18 protein-coding genes and 3 tRNA genes are annotated in these 22881 nt (G+C 44.6%); 19 read left to right on the forward strand and 2 right to left on the reverse strand.

Annotated elements, in window-relative coordinates; translation table 11 throughout:
* The first annotated feature begins 92 nt into the window (after positions 1–92).
* The 14 genes from AC1DPK_RS09210 (at position 93) to AC1DPK_RS09275 (ending at position 19590) form a co-directional block, all read left to right on the forward strand.
* Complete coding sequence (locus tag AC1DPK_RS09210; protein ID WP_339208739.1) at positions 93–1328, forward strand: LL-diaminopimelate aminotransferase; 1236 nt, start codon at positions 93–95, stop codon at positions 1326–1328.
* A gap of 338 nt (positions 1329–1666) precedes the next feature.
* Complete coding sequence (gene pyrR, locus AC1DPK_RS09215) at positions 1667–2242, forward strand: bifunctional pyr operon transcriptional regulator/uracil phosphoribosyltransferase PyrR (RefSeq protein ID WP_441909650.1); 576 nt, start codon at positions 1667–1669, stop codon at positions 2240–2242.
* A complete protein-coding gene (locus AC1DPK_RS09220; RefSeq protein ID WP_076268183.1) occupies positions 2239–3138 on the forward strand; it encodes an aspartate carbamoyltransferase catalytic subunit in 900 nt (299 codons plus the stop codon). The genes pyrR and AC1DPK_RS09220 overlap by 4 nt, the downstream gene beginning before the upstream one ends.
* Before the next feature lie 40 nt (positions 3139–3178).
* Positions 3179–4465: a dihydroorotase gene (locus tag AC1DPK_RS09225; protein ID WP_441909648.1), complete on the forward strand. Its 1287-nt coding sequence runs from the start codon at positions 3179–3181 to the stop codon at positions 4463–4465.
* Between the two features lie 60 nt (positions 4466–4525).
* A complete protein-coding gene (carA, locus tag AC1DPK_RS09230) occupies positions 4526–5671 on the forward strand; it encodes a glutamine-hydrolyzing carbamoyl-phosphate synthase small subunit (RefSeq protein ID WP_339208742.1) in 1146 nt (381 codons plus the stop codon).
* Positions 5658–8882: a carbamoyl-phosphate synthase large subunit gene (carB, locus tag AC1DPK_RS09235; protein ID WP_441883026.1), complete on the forward strand. Its 3225-nt coding sequence runs from the start codon at positions 5658–5660 to the stop codon at positions 8880–8882. The genes carA and carB overlap by 14 nt, the downstream gene beginning before the upstream one ends.
* A gap of 137 nt (positions 8883–9019) precedes the next feature.
* On the forward strand, positions 9020–9757 hold the full coding sequence (gene pyrF / locus AC1DPK_RS09240; protein ID WP_441883028.1) for an orotidine-5'-phosphate decarboxylase: 738 nt from the start codon (positions 9020–9022) through the stop codon (positions 9755–9757).
* The gene (gene pyrE, locus AC1DPK_RS09245; protein ID WP_076268188.1) at positions 9750–10397 is read left to right on the forward strand and encodes an orotate phosphoribosyltransferase; all 648 of its coding nucleotides are present in this window, start codon (positions 9750–9752) and stop codon (positions 10395–10397) included. The genes pyrF and pyrE overlap by 8 nt, the downstream gene beginning before the upstream one ends.
* Positions 10398–10572: 175 nt before the next feature.
* Entirely contained in the window at positions 10573–12300 is a 1728-nt protein-coding gene (locus tag AC1DPK_RS09250) for a methyl-accepting chemotaxis protein (RefSeq protein WP_477510090.1), read from the forward strand.
* Positions 12301–12477: 177 nt separating this feature from the next.
* Positions 12478–13209, forward strand: a complete 732-nt coding sequence (locus AC1DPK_RS09255) for an ABC transporter ATP-binding protein (protein ID WP_441883032.1) — start codon at positions 12478–12480, stop codon at positions 13207–13209.
* The gene (locus AC1DPK_RS09260; RefSeq protein ID WP_477510141.1) at positions 13181–14245 is read left to right on the forward strand and encodes an efflux RND transporter periplasmic adaptor subunit; all 1065 of its coding nucleotides are present in this window, start codon (positions 13181–13183) and stop codon (positions 14243–14245) included. Before AC1DPK_RS09255 ends, AC1DPK_RS09260 begins: the two co-directional genes overlap by 29 nt.
* Before the next feature lie 3 nt (positions 14246–14248).
* Positions 14249–17179 (forward strand): ABC transporter permease, encoded by a 2931-nt coding sequence (locus AC1DPK_RS09265; RefSeq protein WP_339208750.1) that lies wholly within the window; start codon positions 14249–14251, stop codon positions 17177–17179.
* Positions 17180–17187: 8 nt separating this feature from the next.
* Positions 17188–18078, forward strand: a complete 891-nt coding sequence (locus AC1DPK_RS09270; protein ID WP_076268354.1) for an ABC transporter ATP-binding protein — start codon at positions 17188–17190, stop codon at positions 18076–18078.
* Between the two features lie 6 nt (positions 18079–18084).
* A complete protein-coding gene (locus tag AC1DPK_RS09275; protein WP_477510091.1) occupies positions 18085–19590 on the forward strand; it encodes an ABC transporter substrate-binding protein in 1506 nt (501 codons plus the stop codon).
* 67 nt (positions 19591–19657) lie between these two features.
* Here AC1DPK_RS09275 and AC1DPK_RS09280 read toward each other — a convergent pair whose 3' ends face one another.
* Positions 19658–20170 carry a 2'-5' RNA ligase family protein gene (locus AC1DPK_RS09280; protein ID WP_076268194.1) on the reverse strand — a complete coding sequence of 171 codons (513 nt, stop codon included), beginning with the start codon at positions 20168–20170 and terminating at the stop codon, positions 19658–19660.
* 415 nt (positions 20171–20585) lie between these two features.
* On the opposite strand from AC1DPK_RS09280, the gene AC1DPK_RS09285 reads away from it, so the two are divergent.
* The 3 genes from AC1DPK_RS09285 to AC1DPK_RS09295 all read left to right on the forward strand — a co-directional run bounded on the left by AC1DPK_RS09285 (position 20586) and on the right by AC1DPK_RS09295 (position 20883).
* A tRNA-Met gene (locus AC1DPK_RS09285) sits at positions 20586–20662 on the forward strand.
* Between the two features lie 37 nt (positions 20663–20699).
* Positions 20700–20776, forward strand: a tRNA-Ile gene (locus tag AC1DPK_RS09290).
* Between the two features lie 21 nt (positions 20777–20797).
* Positions 20798–20883 (forward strand) — tRNA-Leu (locus tag AC1DPK_RS09295).
* A gap of 199 nt (positions 20884–21082) precedes the next feature.
* Here AC1DPK_RS09295 and AC1DPK_RS09300 read toward each other — a convergent pair.
* Positions 21083–21598 (reverse strand): RNase H family protein, encoded by a 516-nt coding sequence (locus tag AC1DPK_RS09300; protein WP_477510092.1) that lies wholly within the window; start codon positions 21596–21598, stop codon positions 21083–21085.
* A gap of 220 nt (positions 21599–21818) precedes the next feature.
* On the opposite strand from AC1DPK_RS09300, the gene AC1DPK_RS09305 reads away from it, so the two are divergent.
* Positions 21819–22214: an RDD family protein gene (locus AC1DPK_RS09305; protein ID WP_477510093.1), complete on the forward strand. Its 396-nt coding sequence runs from the start codon at positions 21819–21821 to the stop codon at positions 22212–22214.
* Between the two features lie 170 nt (positions 22215–22384).
* Positions 22385–22870, forward strand: coding sequence for a hypothetical protein (locus AC1DPK_RS09310; protein WP_477510094.1), 486 nt, complete (start codon positions 22385–22387; stop codon positions 22868–22870).
* Positions 22871–22881: the final 11 nt, after the last annotated feature.

Below are 22881 nucleotides of genomic sequence, written 5' to 3' on the forward strand. Positions count from 1 at the left end.
TTCACCACATTATTCATTATTTCAAGCACATAAGTACGTTATTCTAATCAATAACAACTGAAGTAAATGAATATAAGGATAGGTGACGTGAAATGACTTCCATTAACCAAAATTACTTGGAGCTGCAAGGCAGCTACTTGTTTTCTGAAATTGCAAAACGCCGTACTAAATTCATTCAAGAAAATCCAAATGCTGAAATTATCAGCTTAGGAATTGGTGATGTTACGCGCGGTTTGCCGGATTCGGTTCTGAATGCTATGCACAGTGCAGTGGACGAGCTTGCAGCTCCAGGTTCATTCCGTGGATACGGACCTGAGCAAGGCTACGATTTTCTAATAAATGCAATTATCGAAAATGACTATAAAGCACGCGGCATTGACATTGCAACAAATGAAGTGTTTGTAAGTGATGGTTCCAAATGCGATGTCGGCAATATACAAGAAATTTTCAGCGAGAACAGTATCGTTGCGGTACAAGATCCGGTTTATCCAGTCTACGTCGATACGAACGTCATGGCTGGCCGCTCAGGCAAATACAATCAAGATACAAAGCGCTATGAGAACATTGCGTATTTGGAGTGTACAGCTGAAAATGATTTCAAGCCTAGCCTTCCTGATCGTAAAGTAGACATTATTTACTTGTGCTATCCGAACAATCCAACTGGCATGACGCTTACGAAAGAAGAGCTTAAAGTATGGGTTGACTATGCGAAAGCAAACAACTGCATCATTCTTTATGACTCCGCATACGAAGCATTTATTCAGGAAGAAGATGTTCCGCACAGCATTTACGAAATCGAAGGCGCGCGTGAAGTAGCCATCGAATTCCGCAGCTTCTCCAAAACAGCAGGTTTTACTGGTGTTCGCTGTGCATACACAGTTGTGCCGCGTGAGCTGAAAGGTCTTGATGCTTCAGGCAATGAAGTGTTGATCAATGATTTGTGGAATCGCCGCCATACGACAAAGTTTAACGGCGTATCATACGTTACACAACGTGGAGCAGCTGCTATCTATTCAGAAGAGGGTAAAGCGCAAATCAAATCTTTGGTTGACTATTACATGAAAAATGCAGCAATTATCCGTGACGGCCTTGCGTCCATCGGTCTTGAGGTATTTGGCGGAGTAAACGCTCCTTATATTTGGCTGAAAACACCGAACGGCATGGATTCATGGTCATTCTTCGATAAGCTTCTTACAGAAGCAAACATCGTTGGAACGCCAGGTGTAGGCTTCGGTCAAAGCGGTCAAGGCTATTTCCGCCTTACAGCATTCGGAAGCCTTGAGAATACTCAAAAAGCAGTTGAAAGAATTCGTAAATTAAGCCTGTAACAAATAATCGCTATCCTTGCATAGTTTATCAGGATTGGTCCACACTAAGTTGAAGCGGAAATAATCGTTTTTACTTGACATCTTTTGTCGAACGTGGGATAATTCCTATGATATACATCAGTACCTTTAACTCAGTCCAGAGAGGCTGGCAAGGTAGCGTGAATAACAGGTTATAGAAGAGAAGAATAGGACAGCTTTATGCACTGCTTTCTGTGACGAGAGCTCTGCTTGCTTGCACCTATCTCTTTAAGCCTTATCACAAGCTCCTTGCGAAATTCGCAAGGAGCTTTTTGTCGCAACCTGGCAGTTTTGGACGGTTATGGAAGGAGTCAGCGGAAATGACGGAAGAAGAGCATTTAGTCATCATGGATGAAACGGCGATTCGCCGCGCATTAACGCGAATTGCTCATGAAATTGTGGAGAAGAACAAGGGAATCGATAACTGTGTGATTGTAGGCATTCGCACAAGAGGGATCTACCTTGCTCGGCGAATTGCAGAGCGCATCGGTGAAATTGAAGGAAAGCCTGTTCCTGTGAGCGAGCTTGATATTACTCAATACCGTGATGATCGCAAAGCAATCATATCTGCAGACATGGAAATAGCAGCAGCAATTGGCGATACCGACGGCATACCCTTTACGGTTCAAGACAAACGCATTATTTTGTTCGATGACGTATTGTACACGGGCCGCACGATTCGCGCTGCAATGGACGCGCTTATGGATTGCGGAAGGCCGCAAAGCATTCAGCTCGCCGTCCTTGTAGACAGAGGACATCGCGAACTGCCGATTCGACCAGATTTTGTAGGCAAGAACGTCCCAAGCTCTAAGCAAGAGCAAATCGATGTGGCTCTTACCGAAATCGATCAAATCGACCAAGTGACCATTATTAATCAGAGGGGGCAAGCCGGATGACCATCACACAGCTTAAACAACGGAGTTTGCTCGGATTAAAAGATTTAAGCCAAGAAGAGATTGAATCGATACTAGATCGTGCTGCTTATTGGGAGAATCATTCAAACAAAGTGCACACGACGATGCAAGGCAGATTTGCAGCCAATATGTTTTTCGAGAACAGCACGCGTACTCGCTTTTCATTCGAAGTAGCAGAGAAACGACTAGGTACAGAAGTGCTGAATTTCTCCGCTGCGGTTTCAAGTGTACAGAAGGGCGAGTCAATCTACGATACTGTACGCACACTTGAATCAATGGGAATTGACGTTGGCATCATTCGCTTAAAGCCAATCGGCGTTCTTGCAGAACTGGCAACGAAGATCAAGGTGCCGCTTATCAATGCCGGTGATGGCAATAACGAGCATCCGACACAAGCGCTGCTGGATATGTACACGATGCGCAAGCATTTTGGACAACTCAAAGGCTTAACGGTCTCGATCGTTGGAGATGTGCTGCATAGCCGCGTTGCAAGATCGAATCTATGGGCTTTGCAAAAATTCGGAGTTAATGTGAACTTTTGCTCACCGCCAAATATGCAAGCCTCTGAACTTGACGTCTCTTATGTCTCTATAGATGAAGCATTAAAATCAGATGTTGTCATGATGCTACGCGTCCAGCTGGAACGCCATGAAAGCGGAATGTTGAACTCTGCTGAAAGTTACCGCGAGCATTACGGCTTGACGGTAGAGAGAGCCAGCAAGCTGGCTAATCACGCGATCATTATGCATCCTGCTCCAATCAACCGCAACGTAGAAATAGACGATGAACTGGTTGAACATCCACAATCTCGTATTTTCCCGCAAATGGAAAACGGGGTTCCTATCCGCATGGCGGTAGTAGAGCGTGCGCTCAGCTAATTTTAGCAACATAGATCTAAATCCGGAGGTTGAAACGACAATGTCATTATGGATTATAAACGGTAACGTATGGAATGAAACTTCGGGCAGCTTAGAAAGTAAGCATATTCGGATTGAAAATAACAAGATCGAAGCTATTATAGACGGTTCCGAATCAGTAGATACAGGAAGCGCAGAAGTCGTTGATGCAAAGGGCAAGCTGGTATCGCCAGGCTTTATCGATATGCACGTTCATTTGCGCGATCCGGGCTTTGAATATAAAGAAGATATCGCAACAGGCACACGCTCTGCGGCAAAAGGCGGATTCACAACGATTGCATGTATGCCCAACACTCGTCCTGTAACGGATACTGCTGAAACGGTACGCTACATTACGAACAAGGCGGCTCAAGTCGGCGTTGTCAAAGTATTGCCATACGCATCCATCACTAAAAACGAGCTTGGCCGTGAGTTGACGGACTTTGCTTCATTAAAAGAAGCGGGTGCAATTGGCTTTACGGATGATGGTGTAGGTGTCCAGAACGCGCAAATGATGAAAAACGCGATGGCGCTTGCTCATTCCATGGATATGCCGATCATCGCTCACTGCGAAGATGATTCATTGGTTGAAGGCGCTTGGGCATCGGAAGGCGAGTTTTCCCGCAAGCACGGCTTGAAAGCTATCCCAAATGAATCCGAAGCGATTCATGTAGGCAGAGACGTACTATTGGCGGAAGCGACGGGCGTTCATTATCATGTATGCCACGTTAGTACTGAACAATCGGTACGGTTAATTCGCCTAGCTAAGCAAATCGGAGTTCGCGTTACTGCTGAGGTTTGCCCGCATCACTTGCTGCTGTCTGATGAGGATATTCCGGGCCTTGATGATGCGAATTGGAAAATGAATCCTCCGCTTCGTACGCCGCGTGACGTTCAAGCGGTTATCGAAGCGATTGAAGACGGAACGATCGATATGGTCGTTACGGATCATGCACCGCATAGCGCGGAAGAGAAAGCGCGCGGCGTTCAACTTGCACCTTTTGGCATCGTTGGCTTCGAGACAGCTTTCCCGCTCTTGTACACAAAATTTGTTCAAACCGGCAAGTGGACGCTTGGCTTCCTACTTCAGCGCATGACTGCGGATCCGGCACGTGTTTTCCGGCTTCCAACGGGGCGTTTAGAGCAAGGCGCTCCTGCTGATATTACAATCGTTGATTTGGATAACGAGCGTTCGGTTGATCCGAGCACATTCGCATCCAAAAGCAACAACACGCCATTCGGCGGCTGGAAGCTTAGCGGCTGGCCTGTGACAACGATCGTTGACGGCGCAGTTGTTTGGTCAGAATAAATAACTTTTACTAACTAAAGCCAATATATGGGGACAATCAACACCTGAGGAGTGATACGGATGCAAGCAAGATTATTATTGGAAGACGGTACATTGTTCACAGGACTTTCGTTCGGTGCAGAAGCACAAATGATGGGCGAGGTTGTATTTAATACTGGAATTACTGGTTATCAAGAAGTTTTATCCGATCCGTCCTACTGCGGACAAATCGTAACGATGACCTATCCGCTAATCGGCAACTACGGCATTACACGTGATGATTTTGAGTCGATGCGTCCATTTATTCATGGCTTTGTCGTTCGTCGTCATGAAGAAGTGCCAAGCAACTGGCGCGCTCAATATTCACTAGGACAACTTCTTAAAGAATACGGCATCCCGGGCATCAGCGATATCGATACACGTATGCTTACTCGCAAGCTTCGTAACTACGGTACAATGAAAGGCCTAATTACAACAGGCAACGAGCGTGTAGAAGAACTTGCTGAACGTCTTAACATCTCGAAGCTAATGACGGATCAAGTTGCACGCACTTCTACATCTCATGTATTCTCAAGCCCGGGTCAAGGCGAGCGTATCGTACTTGTTGACTTCGGTGCAAAAAGCGGTATTTTGCGCGAGCTTACTAAGCGCGGCTGCGATGTAGTCGTTGTTCCTCACGATACAACAGCAGACCAAATTCGTCGCCTAGCTCCAGACGGCATTCAATTGTCCAATGGCCCTGGGGACCCGCAAGATGCACCTTATGCTGTAAAAATGATTTCTGAACTGCTCGGCGAATACCCGATCTTCGGAATTTGCTTAGGCCACCAGCTGTTCGCATTAGCTTGCGGAGCAGAAACAACGAAGCTTAAATTCGGACATCGCGGCGGAAACCACCCGGTTAAAGAATTGGCAACTAACCGTTGCTACATTACTTCACAAAACCATGGTTATACGGTGCTTGAAGAATCAGTAGCTAACACGCCGCTTGTAGTAACACATATCAATAACAATGACCGCACGATCGAAGGACTTAAACACAATACATTCCCAGCTTTCTCGGTTCAATATCACCCAGAAGCTGCGCCTGGACCGTATGATTCCAGCTATTTGTTTGATGAGTTCCTAGAAATGATCCGTACGCACAAGAAAAATAACCCACAAAAACCTCGTCAAGCTGTGTTGTCGGAGACGTTGAAAGGAGAGCTTCAGTATGCCCAAAAATAATGAACTCAAAAAAATTCTCGTGATCGGTTCCGGTCCAATTGTCATCGGACAAGCGGCGGAATTCGACTATGCCGGTACTCAAGCCTGCCAAGCGCTCAAAGAAGAGGGCTATGAGGTTGTTCTTATAAACAGTAACCCAGCAACAATCATGACAGACACGAACATGGCTGACAAAGTATACATCGAGCCAATTACTTTAGATTTTGTATCACAAATCATTCGTCAAGAACGTCCAGATGGACTTCTTCCGACGCTTGGCGGCCAGACAGGCCTTAATATGGCGGTTGAGCTTGCACGCGCAGGCGTTCTTGAACGCGAGAATGTAAAATTGCTTGGAACACAGCTGACAGCTATTGAGAAAGCAGAGGATCGCGACTTGTTCCGTGACCTTATGCGTGAGCTGGAACAGCCAGTACCAGACAGCGACATCGTAACTACAGTAGAAGATGCAGTTAACTTCGCTAACACAATTGGTTACCCAATCATCGTTCGTCCTGCTTATACATTGGGCGGAACAGGTGGCGGTATTTGTGCGAATGAAGAAGAACTGCGCGAAACGGTTGCTTCTGGAATCCGTTATAGCCCGATTAGCCAGTGCTTGATCGAGAAATCGATCGCAGGCATGAAGGAAGTCGAATATGAAGTTATGCGTGATGCGAACGATAACTGTATCGTTGTCTGCAACATGGAAAACTTTGACCCGGTTGGCGTACATACAGGCGATAGCATCGTCGTAGCGCCAAGCCAAACCTTGTCTGATCGCGAGTATCAAATGCTTCGTTCAGCTTCCCTAAAAATCATTCGTGCGCTGAACATCGAGGGCGGCTGTAACGTACAGTTCGCACTTGATCCACAAAGCTATCAATATTATGTCATTGAAGTAAATCCGCGCGTAAGCCGTTCATCGGCACTAGCGTCGAAAGCAACAGGATACCCAATTGCCAAAATGGCAGCAAAAATCGCTGTCGGCTACACACTCGATGAGCTTGTAAACCCTGTTACAGGACAAACGTATGCTTGCTTCGAGCCAACACTTGATTATATCGTATCGAAAATTCCACGCTGGCCGTTTGATAAATTCGTTAACGCGAACCGTAAACTTGGTACGCAAATGAAAGCAACTGGCGAAGTTATGGCTATCGGCCGTACGTTTGAGGAATCCATTCATAAAGCGGTTCGTTCATTGGAAATTGGCGCTCACCGCATTCACTTGAAAGAAGCTTCATCTTTAGAAGATGCAGTGCTTCGCGCACGTCTAGAGAAGCCGGATGATGAGCGTATGTTCCTCGTAGCAGAAGCGTTCCGCCGGGGCTATCAGCTTCAAGAAATCCAAGACATTACAAACATCGACTGGTGGTTCCTTGATAAAATTCAGTCTATCGTAGCATTCGAGGATCGTATGCGCAGCGAATCAACGTTGAATCAACAAACGTTGTATGAAGCTAAACGCAAAGGTTTCTCAGATCGTTCTATTGCTGAAATTCGTCAAGAAGGTTTCCCGAATGGCAGTCACACAACGGAAGCTGACGTGCGTGCACTTCGCGAACAGCTTAACTTAAAGCCGGTATACAAAATGGTTGATACATGCGCAGCTGAATTCGAAGCTTCGACACCATATTACTACTCCACTTATGAAGTAGAAAATGAAGTAACTGTAACAGACAAACAGAAGGTTCTAGTCCTTGGCTCTGGACCAATTCGTATCGGTCAAGGCATCGAGTTCGATTACTCGACGGTTCATGCGGTATGGGCAATTCAAAATGCAGGTTATGAAGCGGTTATTATCAATAATAACCCAGAGACGGTTTCAACAGACTTCAGCACATCGGACAGACTCTACTTTGAGCCATTGTTCTTTGAAGATGTAATGAATGTTATTGAGCAAGAAAATCCGATTGGCGTAATCGTACAATTCGGCGGTCAAACGGCAATCAACCTTGCAGCTCCGCTTTCCAAAGCTGGCGTACGCATTCTAGGATCCAGCCTTGAGAGCATCGATGCAGCAGAGGATCGCAAGAAATTCGAAGCATTGCTTCGCAGCCTGAACATCGCACAGCCAGACGGAAAAACGGTTATCTCTGTTGATGAAGCGGTAGTTACGGCACAAGGTCTTGGTTATCCGGTACTTGTTCGCCCTTCCTATGTACTTGGCGGACGCGCAATGGAAATTGTGTACTCAGACGAAGAACTGCTTAACTATATGGAAGTTGCAGTGAAAATTAACCCTGAGCACCCGGTTCTAATCGACCGTTATATGCTAGGTAAAGAAGCTGAAGTAGACGCAATTTGTGATGGCGATACTGTTGTTATTCCAGGGATTATGGAGCATGTTGAGCGCGCAGGCGTTCACTCAGGCGATTCCATTGCGGTATATCCACCACAATCACTTTCGGAAGAAATTAAACAGCAAATCGTTGACATCACGATTAGCATTACTAAAGCTCTTAACGTAATTGGACTTGTTAACATCCAGTTCGTCATTCACCAAGAAAAAGTATACGTGATTGAAGTTAATCCGCGTTCATCGCGTACCGTACCTTTCCTAAGCAAAGTTACGAATATTCCGATGGCAAACTTAGCTACTAAAGCAATTCTCGGTACGAAGCTTGCTGATCTTGGTTATGTTGAAGGCTTGTGGCCTGAGGATGAATATGTTTCGGTTAAAGTTCCTGTCTTCTCCTTCGCGAAGCTGCGCCGGGTTGACCCAACGCTAACGCCGGAAATGAAATCAACAGGTGAAGTAATGGGCCGCGACGTTCAATATGCGAAAGCTCTTTATAAAGGTCTCATTGGCGCAGGCATGAAAATTCCAACATCAGGCGCTATCATTGCTACAGTTGCGGATAAAGATAAAGAGGAAGCAACAGAGTTGCTTCGCGGATTCTTTAACCTAGGCTACAAAATTATTGCTACAGGCGGAACGGCGAAAGCACTCGAAGAAGCCGGCCTTATCGTTACGACTGTTAATAAGCTTAGCGAAGGCTCACCGAATATTCTTGATCTAGTACGTGAAGGGCAAGCGCAATTTGTAGTCAATACGTTGACTAAAGGCAAAGCTCCTGAACGTGATGGATTCAGAATTCGTCGTGAAGCGGTTGAGAATGGCGTCGTTTGTATGACATCGCTTGATACAGTTCGTGCATTGCTTGTTATGCTCGAAACGTTGAACTTCTCCTCCCGTTCAATGCCAGTAGCGCTACAAAACAAATAAGCTCAATGAGCTTAAAAGTACGGCCAGCGTTTATTGCTTCGTTATCTACCTTAAGAAGTTAGTCTTAAGGTGGATAGCTTGAAGCAAACGTATGGCCGTTTATTTTGCAAATGAACAGAGAAATGGAGCGATTTCGGATGAAATTGACTAAAGAGCAAGCAGCAGGACGGATTATGGTAGCCCTTGATTATCCAGATGCAGCAGCGGCTGAACGTTTAATTGCCGAACTGCAAGGCATTCCCTGTTTTATGAAGGTGGGCATGCAGTTGTTTTATGCTGCCGGTCCTTCCTTCGTGCAAAGCTTGAAAGAGCGTGGTTACTACGTATTTCTTGATGTGAARATGCATGATATTCCGAACACTGTCAAAGGCGGCTCTAATAGCGTAACGAAATTGGGAGTTGACATGTTTAACGTCCATGCAGCAGGGGGCAGTGATATGATGGAGGCTGCGCTTGAGGGCGTAGATATTGCATTAACAGGCAGCAGCCTTCGTAAGCCAACGGTAATCGCGGTAACTCATTTGACAAGTACGAGTCAGTCGATGCTCAATGAGCAGATTGGTATTAGCGGAACCGTAGAAGCGGCAGTGCTTCGTTATGCAGAGCTTACCAAAAAAGCGGGTTTGGACGGTGTTGTCGCATCACCTTCCGAGGTTGAGGCTATTAAGTCGCTATGCGGCAGCTCTTTCAAAACCGTAACGCCAGGCATTCGTCCCATTGGAGCGGATGTTAATGATCAATCACGCATCATGACGCCAAGTGAGGCGCTGCGCAAAGGAACTGATTATATGGTTATCGGTCGCCCGATTACAGCGGCACCAAATCCGCGTGCAGCATTAGAATCTATTATTGAGGAGCTGATTTCCTATGAGTAAAATTACTTTATCTGAATTGCCAAATCAAATTGCTAAAAGCCTGCTAGAAATCGAAGCCGTGGCACTTCGCCCTAATGAGCCATTCACATGGACATCAGGCATTAAATCACCAATCTATTGTGATAACCGCCTTACGATGACATACCCAGCGATTCGCGATCTTGTTGCAGAAGGTTTCGCAACGATCATTCGTGAGCGTTATCCTGATGCTGAGGTTATTGCGGGCACTTCAACTGCCGGTATTCCACATGCAGCTTGGGTAGCACAGAAGCTTAATCTACCGATGGCTTATATTCGCGATAAAGCGAAAGGTCATGGCAAGCAGAATCAAATCGAGGGCCGTGTTCTACCTGGACAAAAGGTCGTTGTGATCGAGGATTTGATCTCGACTGGCGGCAGCTCGCTTAAAGCTGGTCTTGCAGTCAGAGAAGCAGGCGCAGAAGTGTTGGCGGTGCTTGCTATATTCACTTACGAATTTGATTCAGCGATTCAAGCCTTTGCATCAGAGCAAATGCCTCTTGTTACATTGTCTAGCTATAGCGCACTTATTCAAACAGCTGTAGAGCTTGGAAAAGTTGCTCCTGAAGATGTAGCTGCTTTGCAAGCTTGGAGACAAGATCCTCAATCGTTTGGAAAATAATTGCTTAAATTAAAAAAAGCGTGCTCTTTCCATGAGAGCTCGCTTTTTTTGTGACAAAATTGTTCATAATTCGACACTAAAATTTAATTTTTTTTGAAAGGGACTCTTCTTAATAGCTATTTGTCTCCGATAAATAATTATAGAGTATAGTCATGAATTGAGGGGCGGGGTTTTAATGAAATTGTCTTTACGTGTTAGGCTAGTCTTGTTGTCTTTGGTTCCACTTATGTTTTATGCATTTACTGGGCTTTATTTGCTCAATGAGCAATGGCGTGTGTTGAATGACATGACAGATCGTATTTATGAAACTTCTAATCAAGTAGACACATTAGTATTAAACGCGGATAGGGATATGTATCAGGCCTATCAAGCTTACTTGAGAGTGGAATCCGGTACTTTGGATCAAGTAAATGCAGACGCTGCTCGAGCGGAGTTAGCCGAAAATATAAAACAAGTTGAAGACAGGGTAGGAGAAGCGCAAGCCATTTTATATGAGAAAGGACTTCAGAACTTAGCAGAAGGGGAAACTGAGCGCAGCATAAACCAAATTTTAATTGAGTTTAAGGCTAATTTTAATTTCTGGTCAGTTGCAGCGGTAAAAGCAGCAGCGGATGGAAAGAACAATTTTCAAAATAAACAGATCGATAATAGCTTCTTAACAAGCCGTACAGGGATTGATGAAATCGGTCAAAATATTAAAATTTATGCACAAACCACGATTACTGATATTACAAATGAGCTTAGAAAAACGCAGCTTACTCTCTTAATCTGCATCATTGCAGTTACATTAGTTATATTAATTGCTATGTACTTTACAGTGCGTCATATAATGAAGACAATCAGGAGTGTTGTATTTAAGACACAGCGAGTAGCAGAAGGGGATTTAACGGTTCTTCCGGATCAGAAATACAGCAAGGATGAGCTTGGCCGTATTTCGCAATCGGTGGATCATATGATTGAAGCTACAAAGCAGCTGATTAGCGGTATTGCTAGCAACGCAGCTGAAGTGACCAATTCAACTGATCAGTTAACGACTGCATCTAAGGAATCTGCAGACGCAGCAGAGCATGTCGCTCAAAATATTCAGGAAGTAGCGAGTGGCTCAGAAGTACAAGCTAGAGGTGCGGAGGAAACATCTAGAGCGATCGAAGAGATGACGATAGGCATTCAACGAATCGCAGAAAACACAGCCTCAATTGCCGATAAATCATCTTCAACCTCTAAGCAGGCTGAACTTGGTCATGAAGCGCTGCTCCGGTTAATTGATCAAATGAGCGAGGTAACCTCAGTAACTGGCAAACTATCGAATACAATTGAAACGCTTGAGCATCGTTCCAAGGAGATAGGTGCAATTGCCGAGAATATAACAAGTTTTTCAAACCAAACGAATATTTTGTCGCTGAACGCATCAATAGAAGCAGCTCGTGCAGGCGAACACGGCAGAGGTTTTGCGGTCGTTGCAGGAGAGATTCGGAAGCTGGCAGCGGGATCCCTTGCATCTGCTGACGGGATACATCAACTCGTGGATATTACCCGAAGTGAAATTGCAGGAGCTTCGGCATATATGTCGCAAACGGTTCTGGAAATGGAGCGAGGCAGCGCGCGGGTAGGCGAGGTTCGTCAGAACTTGGATGTCATTGTTGCTTCTATTACACAGATGAGTGAGCAGATTCATGAAAATTCTGCAATTACTCAGCAAATGTCAGCCAGCTCGGAGCAAGTAAGCGCCTCAATGCAGCAAACGGCTGCTACAGCTGCCGTTAATCTGGAGAAGACAGAAAATGTTGCTGCCGCAACGGAAGAGCAGCTTGCTTTGATGGATAACATTTCTTCAGCAGCTGTTCATTTAGAGGAAATTGTACGCGATTTGGATCTTGCTATTTCTCATTTCAAGGTGAAGTAAGATAATGTAAAAGCTGTTTTTTATGCGGAGTTTAAGCCTTCGCTAAAAGCAGCTTTTTTTGTTCGAAAAAGGTTTTAAAAAGTTGTTTAAATTTGACGTAACTTTTTGAGCATGTCCTACGTCTATCATGTAAGATGAGAATTATGAAAGTTGGTTGAGGAGGGATCGGAAGCGCTAATGGCCATTCCGCAGGAAGAAGAACAGAAGGTAGAAGAGCAGTTAGAAACGACTGAGGAAAGACGCGATCTGCTTAAAGTTATTGATGTAGAGCGAACGTTCCAGGTTGGAGGAACTCCGCTGCCTGTACTGAAGGGCATCAATATGGAGCTTAAGGAGCGTCAATTAGTTATGCTCAGAGGCAGATCAGGCTCTGGCAAGACGACGCTGCTGAATTGCTTGGGCGGGCTTGATACGCCAAGCAAAGGAGAGATTTTGTTTAACGGTTTGAAGTTTCACAGCATGAGCGATGACCAACGCACTTTAGTTAGGCGAAAGCACATGGGCTTTATATTTCAAGCCTTCGCACTTATGCCGCTATTGTCCGCACGTGAGAATGTGGAGCTGTCTCTTCGGATGGCTGGTGTACCACGAGCGGAATGGAAGGATAGAGTTACGCAATGTCTTGAACTAGTTGGTTTGGAGCGCCGAATGAATCATCGACCCTTCGAGCTTTCCGGCGGTGAGCAGCAGCGGGTCGCAATTGCTAAGGCGATCGCCCATAAACCAATGCTGCTGCTTGCTGACGAACCGACGGCAGAGCTTGATACTGGCATGTCAGCTCAAATTATGGCGGTTTTCCAAAATATTATTCGCACTGAACAAGTTTCTATTTGTATGACTACACATGATCCTACGATTTTGGAGGTTGCTGACATTGTCTATGAAATGGTGGACGGAAAATTTATTTAAGCGTTCAATGGTTGTTGTATTAAGTGCTTCATTGGTGCTTTCAAGCGGGTGCTCATTGCTTCCCGCAGAAGATGAAGAAGAGGTTATACCTGAGATTGCCCCTGCACAAATATCCAAGAAACCTGAGTATGAGGTAACGACGACGACATTAGAAACTTCGATACCGCTGATCGGCAAGCTTATCTCTTTGGAAGAAGAGACGATGTTTTTCACATTGGACGGCAAGAATTTGAAGGAGTTGAATGTGAAAGTAGGAACAACTGTAAAAGCCGGTCAAGTGATAGGTCAGCTGGACGTTGATGTACTGGTCAAAAGCTTGCGGCAAGAGCGGCTTTCATTTAGGAAAGTCGAAAATGAGATGAAAGACACGCTTCGCCAGCGTGATGAAATGGATCCGATTGAATTCGAAGGTAAGCTGATTGCTTTTGAAGAACAGAAGCAGAAGCTAGTCGATATGGAAGAGGAAATCGGGAAAGCGACATTAAAAGCTCCATTTGCCGGAACGATTGTATCGCTTAACGTGCAGAAGGGCGATTTGATTAAAGCCTATGCTCCAATTGCAATTGTAGCCGATACGAGCAAGATTACAGCTGCAGCCAAAATTTCTAAGTCAGAGCTAGAAAAATTAGGCGTTGGCATGGAAGTAACGGCTGATATTACGAGCGTTGGTAAATTTAAAGGCAAGATCAAGCAGCTCCCTTACAAAACGGAGGAACAGAACAACGGCGGCGGCGGTGGTGGTTCTGGAGTAGAGAAACCAGAAAAACCCGAAGACTTCTTAATCGTTGATCTTAAGGATTTGCCTAAAAACTTGAACCGCGGTATGCCGCTTTCGATTAAAGTCATTACGAAGCGCACTGAAAATGCTATTGTTATTCCTCCTTCTACGCTTCGTTCTATTGGATCTCGTACGTACGTGCAGGTCATTGAAGGCGAAGTTAAGCGCGAAGTTGACGTAGAGGTCGGCCAACAAACCTCGACGAATATCGAGATCCTCAAAGGGTTGAAACCGGGGCAGAAAGTTGTAGGTCGATAGCCAATGGGAATTCCGCTGTTTCGTTTTTTGTTCCGCAAAATGTGGAACACGCGCTGGCTAACCTTAAGCACGCTGGCTGGGCTAACTCTGGCGGTTGCATTTGCAACGAGTATCCCTATGTATGCAGATGGCGCACTCAAGAGAGTAGTAGCCGAATCACTGCAGCAGAAGAGTACCGGATTACCTGCGGGCTCGCTTCTCATGAGATATCAATCACCTGCTGGCGGGAAAACGGATTTAGCAGCGCTGTCGGAGCTTGAAAAGTATATTAAAGATGGAATACCGAAGGAAATTGGATTTCCATTTGGTACGTATGTAAACAGCTATTCCATTCGCGGTGCAGAGGTCGTTCCTGAGGATTCAAGCAAAGTAGACGCAGGACGAAACCGTCAACTGACGATTATGAATCTGTCAGAACTTGAAAAAAATACAGAGCTGACTCAAGGTAAATGGTTTTCAAATACCGAAGGGGATGGAGATATACTCGAAGCAGTCATGTTCGAGGAAGCAATGTATAGAAATGATGTACATATCGGCGATGTTTTTGAATATCCGATATACGGTGGACTGGATCTGACATTGCGAGTGAAAATTGTCGGAGCAGTCAAACCGCTTACTGATACGAGTTCATACTGGTATCAAGGGATGGAAAGCTTGCTGAACACGTTCCAAATAAGCAAAGCAGCATTCGAAAAGACGCTGTTAGCGAATAAAAAAATACCGCTGCATAATGCAAGCTGGTACTACGCATTTGATTTATCAGAAGTAAAAACGAGTCAATTAACACCGTTAAGCAAGACGCTAGAACGCTTGAATATTGAGCTTTATCAGCGTCTTAAGGACACAAGAGTAGAAATTTCTTTTGCATCCACGCTTACCGAATTTAAGAAACAAAGCCTGCAGCTGCAAACATTGCTGTTTACGCTAGCTGCTCCAATGCTTGCGATGGTGTTTTTCTTTATTGCCATGAATGCAAGGCAGTCACTGGATAAGCAGCGAAGCGACATTGCAGTGCTTCGAAGCAGGGGGGCCGGCACACGGCAAATCATATGGATTTATTTGCTCGAAGGACTACTGCTTGGAGGGATCGCGCTTGGAAGCGGTCCGTTTATCGGTTGGTTCATGGCGAAGAGTATCGGATCAGCCAATGGCTTCCTTTCTTTCGTTAATCGGAAGTCCATACCGGTTGGCTTCTCTACAGAGGCCATTATTGCTGGTGGAGCTGCAGTCTTTCTAGCGCTTATGGCGACCATTATTCCAGCTGTTATTTATGCAAGATCTTCAATCGTAAGTTATAAGCAGGATCTGGCGCGTTCTGATCGCAAGCCAGTTTGGCAGCGTTGGTATCTTGATGTCTTGTTAATTGCCGCTGCTGGTTATGGCTGGTATATGTTCAATGAGCGCCAAATGTTGACATTCAAAACAGGCATGACAACGGATCAATTAAACGTACAGCCATTTTTATTTTTTGTTCCTGCCTTATCAATCTTTGCATTTGGGTTGTTTTTCTTAAGATTATTCCCATGGCTTTTGAAGGTGTTTACATGGTTAGGACGCAAATTTTTACCGGTTCCGCTATATTTGACGCTGACTCAGCTTTCACGTTCATCCAAGGGATATTACCCATTGATGATTCTATTGGTGCTGACGCTGGGGCTTGGTGTTTATAACGCATCGGCAGCTAGAACGATTGATTTGAACTCCACGGAACGTACGCTGTATAAATACGGAGCAGACGTAACCATTCAAACGGTATGGGAAGGCTCTCCGGAAATTACCACGACGCCTGGCAACAACGGCGGAAATGGTGGCAACGGCGGCAGTGGAGGCAATGGCGGCGGTTCTGGCGGCGGTGGAAACGGCGGAAATGGTGGAGGAGGCAACGGCGGTGGTTCAGGCGGCGGAGGCGGTGGCGGTCAAACCATACCTTCAAAGATGTTGTTCAGTGAACCTCCATTTGAGCTATTCCGTTCCCTTGAAGGCGTAGAAGCGGCTGCTCGTGTACTACAGACGAAGGGCAGCGTGGTCATTTCAGGCAAATCGATTGGTCAAGGAACCGTAATGGGAATTGATAATGTCGACTTTGCCAAGGTCGGCTGGTTCCGCAATGATTTGTACCCAGTTCATCCGAATTATTATTTAAATAATTTGGGTAAATATGAGCATGCGGCACTTATTCCTTCGAAAGTAGCAGAGAAATATCAATTAAAAATCGGAGATCCTGTGTCAGTTGGATTCGCCGAAGGTAAAGTGGATTTTATGGTCGTTGGCATTTTGCCTTATTGGCCTAGCCAATATCCAGATAAATCTCCGTTTATTATCACGAATTTAGATTATATTTATGACCAGCTTCCGCTTATTCCTTATGAGGTTTGGCTGAAGATGAAGCCTGATGCTAAAGTAGCTCCGATCGTTGAAGCGCTGCAAAAGGCTGGGGTGGAGATAGCAGCTATTAAAGATGTAAGAAGCGAGCTAATCATTCAATCGAAGCTTCCAACTAGGGGCGGCGTATTCGGAATATTGAGCTTAGGTTTCCTTGTTTCGGTCATCATCACATTAGCTGGCTACGTTCTATTCTGGTTCTTTAATCTCTCAGGGCGCGTTGTCCAATTCGGGGTATTGCGGGCAATGGGATTATCGCGAAGACAGCTTACGGGGATGCTGCTTCTGGAGCAGCTATTTACAGCAGGACTTGCGATTGGACTTGGGGTGTTAATTGGTAAAGGTGTGAGCTTGCTCTTCCTTCCATTCTTGCAAACGACAGAAAACGTTGCAGAAACAGTACCGCCTTTCCGAGTCATATTCGAGTCTAGCGATACGAACCAATTGTTCATAGTTGTCGGATTTATGATGCTGACCGGCGCATTGCTGCTCTTCCTGCACATACGCAGGCTTAGAGTGCATCAAGCGGTCAAGATGGGAGAAGAACGATGACAACAGCGATGATCGATTGCGAAGGTCTAGTGAAAATTTACAAGACAGACGATCTAGAGGTCGTTGCCCTGCAAGGCTTGAACCTAAAAGTAAACGAAGGCGAGCTAATGGCTATTATCGGCAACAGCGGCAGCGGGAAATCGACGCTTCTGAATACGCTGGGCGGTCTTGACCGCCCTTCAGCCGGCCAGGTGCATGTAGGTCCATGGGATCTTCTGAAGATTTCCGAAGAGGATCTAGTGAAATACAAGAGGGAGACGGTAGGATTTATTTGGCAAAATAATGCCAGAAACCTGCTGCCTTATCTTACTGCCCTCGAAAATGTAGAAATGCCGATGATGCTTTCAGGGAAGGTTGATCGCGCATATGCAAAGCAGCTGCTTGAATGGGTTGGCTTGAAGGAGCGAATGCATAACAAGCTCCATCAATTATCAGGCGGTGAGCAGCAAAGGGTTGCCATTGCGATTTCATTGTCGAATCGCCCGAAGCTACTGCTTGCGGATGAACCGACAGGTTCGGTTGATACGGCTACCTCCGATTTGATTATGGGTATTTTCCGCAGGTTGAATCGCGAGATCGGTATTACCATCGTCATTGTAACGCATGACTTGACGCTTGCTGGCAAGGTAGACCGAGTGGTTGCCATTCGCGATGGCTTGACGAGCACTGAGTTCATTAAACGCAATCCGAATATTAATCTTGATGGAGGTGAGGCAGAGCTTCCAGCTGTAAGCAGCGGACTGCAGTCTGTGCATGAAGCCTATGTCGTGGTAGATCGCGTTGGACGTTTACAAGTGCCTAAGGAATATTTATCTGCTCTTAATATTAAAGACAAAGCAACGATGGAATTTGACGGCGAGCGGATTATTATTACTCCGCCTAAATCACTAGGGGGTTAAAATCAAATGAATAATAAAAGATTGTCAGGCAAGCGAATTCGCAAATTTACTTTAGTATCGTTAACACTTACCTTGCTTATTGGCCTGCTAGCAGCGTGCAGCAGCGGCTCAGACAGCTCTACAGAAAAACGGGTTTTACGTATTGGCGTGCTTTATGGCGGTGCGGATAATGAGCCGTATTTCCGTCAGCAATACACGGATATGTATGAAATGTCTCATCCTAACATTGAGTTCCAAATCGTAGGCGCAATCAACTATGATGATCAACGCTTTGAACAGCAAGATCCTGCAAAGCCAACAAAGCAGCCAGATCCGTATGRAAAAATGAAAGAAATGCTAACTGGATCAAATCCAGTCGATGTTGTTGTTCTGGATTACAATATGCTTCGTCGGATGACACAAGACAACTTGCTGCAACCGCTGGATCCGCTAATAGCACAAGATAAATTCGACTTGTCGGATTATGTTCCAACTGTTGTTGAAGGCATTAAAGCTGCTGGTGACGGCGGATTGTATGCATTGACGCCAACTTTTAACTCTTCTGCACTATACTACAACAAAAAAATGTTTACTGAAGCTGGTGTAACTCCTCCGACAAACAAAATGGAGTGGACTGAAGTTCTTAACCTAGCACGTCAAGTGGCTAAAGGTGAAGGCGTGGACCGTAAATTTGGATTCTCCTTCAATCGTTGGTCCAACGACGGCTTTAGCAATGCGCAGTCTTATAGCCAAGCATTGCAGCTAAAAATGTGGGATGACAAAGGCGAGAAAATGCTCGTCAATAGCGATCAGTGGGAAAATGTATGGAGCACTGTTGCATCGCTGTATCAAGAAGAAGTTATTCCAACACAAGAATTTATGAATAAAATGTATGAGAAGCAAAACGCGGAAGGTGGCAATGACCCATTCTATGGTGATTTGTTCATCAAAGGCAAAATTGCGATGACGATCGGTGATTATGGTTATATCAATGAGCTTAAGAGAGCTTCGGACAACGCATCGAAAATTAAAGATTTTGAAGCTGTTGATTGGGACGTTGTGACAGTTCCCGTTTCTCCAAGCGATCCTGAAGTAGGCAGCAGTATTTCATTGAGCCAGTTGATGGGTATTAACAACAAAGCTCAAAACGATAAAGACGCTTGGGATTTCATCAAGTTCTCCAACAGCAAGGAATGGGCTAAGCTGAAATCGAGAAGTCTTTATGAAATGGTTGCACGTAAGGAATTTTTGACGCCAATCGGCGGTTTGCAGTACAACATTGACGCATTTACTTCACTTAAACCAATGCCAGCTGTAGATACGGACAAAATCTTCCGTGAGAAACCAGGTGCATGGGAAGCTCAACAACCTGGCTATGAATTGTTCCAGGCCGTAATCGAGAAGAAAAAATCGGCTCGTGAAGCACTAGCTGAGTGGGAAACACGTGGAAACGCGGTTTTGGAAAAAATTAAAAACAATCCAACTGGAGAAGGCAACGGCGGCGGAGTCGAAATTATGCCAATGCCAAGATAATTTGAAATAAGGAAAAAGCCCGTAATCGACCTCTGCGTCGTTTGCGGGCTTTTTCCTTAATATTTGTCTAACCTCGTAATAGAAAGGACTGGTAAGCGGTCCAAGAGCCGTTCTCGGTCTGATACATCAGATGTATGCGATCAATTCTCGAAGTAAGATCAATGGACTGCATGCGCAGATTTCCGAATAAATCATGCAGCTCATCAGCTGAGATTTCTTGCCCTATCGTGACATGTGGCGTGTAAACATATTTAGGCTCGACAATGGCCAGCGGACCGCTGCATACGCTCTCCTGGAGCTTCTGCATGGAAACGGTGTCTTCAAGCGCTAAATAGAGCACATGACTTACAGGGAAAAAAGTAGATACACGGTTCAAATGGATAGAGAAAGCAGGCAGCTTAGATGTGGTTTGCTCTAAATGAGCGACTGCTAGCTGCAATTCATCGTCTGACCAATCTTCTGCGTATCGTACTGTCAAATGAGCAGGCACAGCTGTGTAATGCGGATCATGGCGTCTTCGCCAGCTATTAGCGAAGTCCTGTACATGCTTTTCGGGGAAAACAACAATTCCATATAACATGGTCTTCAGCTCCTTCGAAATGACCTATTTTGAGTATACCCCATTTGCATGTATGATCCCAATTTTGGGGTATTCTAATGTATACAGCCTTTATTGGAGTGATAAGCATCAGCTTCTCCAATAAGATAGTGGAGGGATGACATGAGATGGGTATATTGGGTTCGCCTATATGAAACCAAATTTCAAGCGGGTTGTTTGGTTAGGAGAATGGAGAATGACGGTTGGATGTATGGCTATGAAACTCCGCATGAGGTAGAGGTATTTCGATCCCGAAAAGGGCGATACGGCGTGAGGTTTATACCATAAAAAATAAAAAGAAAATAAATTAGAATATTTTGCTTGACTTAAAACACACCTATATAGTATATTATTTTATGTCGCCAATTCAACTGGCTTTGCTCAAATGGATATACGTCGCGGGGTGGAGCAGCCCGGTAGCTCGTCGGGCTCATAACCCGAAGGCCGCAGGTTCAAATCCTGCCCCCGCAACCAACCTTTCGATGAATACGTTGAAATATACGTTTTTCGAGGGCCCTTAGCTCAGTTGGTTAGAGCGGTCGGCTCATAACCGATTGGTCGGGGGTTCGAGTCCCTCAGGGCCCACCATAAGCAAAACCTTTACAACATGCCGGGGTGGCGGAACTGGCAGACGCACAGGACTTAAAATCCTGCGATGGGTGACCATCGTACGGGTTCGATTCCCGTCCTCGGCATACCTCGAAGACATTGACGAGTCAATGGTTTTCACGAAGTACATAAGATGTACGAACGATAAAAGAACCTCCTTTATAGAATCTGACTTGTCAGTTCTAAACAAAGGAGGTTTTTTTATCGTTAGGTACTTAATATCTAGCAATTTAATTTAATATGTTAATTTCTAAAGCTGTTAAGTAAATTAGAGGCTGGCAGTAATTAATTTATAGCAGCTTGTCTCGCAGCATTATGGGCTAACCTATGGAGGGTATTGTTTTTCTTGTGCTTGCTTATGTATTTTATTTGTATGTGAACGCTGGGATACATATTATTTAAATGATGTAGAACTGCCAATATTTCATCTCTAGCATCTTTATGATGTGAATGAGAAAAATAATCTTTTGATAAAATGTTTGCGATTTGACTGCAATCAGTATAGATAATAGCGAATTTCGGCTCATACTCCGTCAGCGCACTTGCAAGTATTTCAAGACTGTAACGAACAGCAAGCAATTCACCGTAATTGGAACCTTCAATATGTTCCATCATAATTTTTTTGGCGGTAACGCGTATTGTTCTATTGAAGACAAAGCAACAAGCTGCTCCATGATTATTTTGCGCAACGAAACCGGAGTAATCACAATACAAACAAATCATACTCTTGTTCATAATGTTTTGTCTTAAACGGGGATTGGCATATGCTCTTTTTATTAGCAATTCTGTTGTAGTATCCACAAAATCTATCCTCCAGATTATATTCCTTCTTTCATTATTTTAATCATCGTCAAAAAAGAGATGGGCTAGTCTTCAAATGGAAAATCCTCGAAATATTTTTTACTTTAAGGATAGGCGAATGGATTAAGGTATACATCGGAGCTGATAAGCGTAAGTTTTAATAGGAATGTGTCTGAATAAGGAAGTAACATTAATGATGTAATACTGGAGGGGACTCGGCATGAAAGCAGGTTTTTGGATTCGATTAGGAGCTTCATTGCTGGATGGCATTATTATTGGCATTCCGTTAGCCATTATTTCATTATTATTTACAGGAGGATATGAAGGGAGAGATTATTTTACAGATGTGGTCTCATTCCTTTACTCGTTACTGGTTCCGGTATTTTGGAGCGGCTATACCATTGGGAAAAGGATATGCGGCGTACAGATTAGAAAGCTGGATGGCTCACCTCCAGGTATAGGTACCATGTTATTGCGTAATGTTGTCGGTGGACTCGTTTATGGATTAACATTAGGTATTGCTGTGATCGTCAGCGCCTTTATGGTCGGTTTGCGCGATGACAAAAGAGCGATTCATGATTTTATAGCAGGAACAGAAGTGGTGCATTCTGATTAAGCTGTCTTATGAGCTCGTTGCGATATCATGCAGCGGGCTTTTTTTATTATACTTTTGACATTTGCCACGATATTTAATGAGGGAACTTTTTTGCTTTCTCTATTTTGAATGAAGTAAACTAAGAGTTGTATTGAAATACCTGAGCGATAAGGGAAGTAGGTGGATGATTGATGCAGCACAAGAACGAGGAGACTTCACTTAAGCTAAGCGCGCGTCGACTCTATGCGGAGATATTCTCTTTAAAGGACACGCTTTACAATGATCTTCTAAATCGGTTTAAGGATGATGTATCACTCACGGAAAAAGCGGAGCAGTGGAAAACCGGCATAATGGCAGCTGCGATCTCTACAGCGCTTTACAGCTCTTCTCTGGGTGGAAACAAGGAGTTTCCTTATGTCTATTCCTATTTGAAAATAAAGCTTAAAACGTATCATTCTGAAGGGGAAGCGGCGATAGAGGACTGTATGACTGTCATTTCAGGCCTATTAAATGAAGCTGATTACGAGTCTGATTCGTTTTCCGAAGGAATTGCTTTATGGCTTTATTTTAGTATTCAAGGAAAAGAGTCGTTTGTAGAAGAAGAGACGGTTCCATATTTKCTTACTGGACAATATATTAATCAAGTTTTTTATAATTGGTTTGATAAGCAGAGCTAATAAAGGCTGCT

This window comes from Paenibacillus sp. 01T424, from assembly GCF_056398745.1.

Excerpts from the sequence above, each read along its gene's own strand:
- AC1DPK_RS09220 (WP_076268183.1), top strand. The coding sequence starts at position 2,239 with ATGACCATCACACAGCTTAAACAACGGAGTTTGCTCGGATTAAAAGAT.
- AC1DPK_RS09210 (WP_339208739.1), top strand. The coding sequence starts at position 93 with ATGACTTCCATTAACCAAAATTACTTGGAGCTGCAAGGCAGCTACTTG.
- pyrR (WP_441909650.1), top strand. The coding sequence starts at position 1,667 with ATGACGGAAGAAGAGCATTTAGTCATCATGGATGAAACGGCGATTCGC.
- AC1DPK_RS09280 (WP_076268194.1), bottom strand. The coding sequence starts at position 20,170 with ATGTTATATGGAATTGTTGTTTTCCCCGAAAAGCATGTACAGGACTTC.
- AC1DPK_RS09270 (WP_076268354.1), top strand. The coding sequence starts at position 17,188 with ATGATCGATTGCGAAGGTCTAGTGAAAATTTACAAGACAGACGATCTA.
- AC1DPK_RS09260 (WP_477510141.1), top strand. The coding sequence starts at position 13,181 with ATGAAATGGTGGACGGAAAATTTATTTAAGCGTTCAATGGTTGTTGTA.
- AC1DPK_RS09225 (WP_441909648.1), top strand. The coding sequence starts at position 3,179 with ATGTCATTATGGATTATAAACGGTAACGTATGGAATGAAACTTCGGGC.
- carA (WP_339208742.1), top strand. The coding sequence starts at position 4,526 with ATGCAAGCAAGATTATTATTGGAAGACGGTACATTGTTCACAGGACTT.
- pyrE (WP_076268188.1), top strand. The coding sequence starts at position 9,750 with ATGAGTAAAATTACTTTATCTGAATTGCCAAATCAAATTGCTAAAAGC.
- carB (WP_441883026.1), top strand. The coding sequence starts at position 5,658 with ATGCCCAAAAATAATGAACTCAAAAAAATTCTCGTGATCGGTTCCGGT.
- AC1DPK_RS09255 (WP_441883032.1), top strand. The coding sequence starts at position 12,478 with ATGGCCATTCCGCAGGAAGAAGAACAGAAGGTAGAAGAGCAGTTAGAA.
- AC1DPK_RS09305 (WP_477510093.1), top strand. The coding sequence starts at position 21,819 with ATGAAAGCAGGTTTTTGGATTCGATTAGGAGCTTCATTGCTGGATGGC.
- AC1DPK_RS09250 (WP_477510090.1), top strand. The coding sequence starts at position 10,573 with ATGAAATTGTCTTTACGTGTTAGGCTAGTCTTGTTGTCTTTGGTTCCA.
- AC1DPK_RS09265 (WP_339208750.1), top strand. The coding sequence starts at position 14,249 with ATGGGAATTCCGCTGTTTCGTTTTTTGTTCCGCAAAATGTGGAACACG.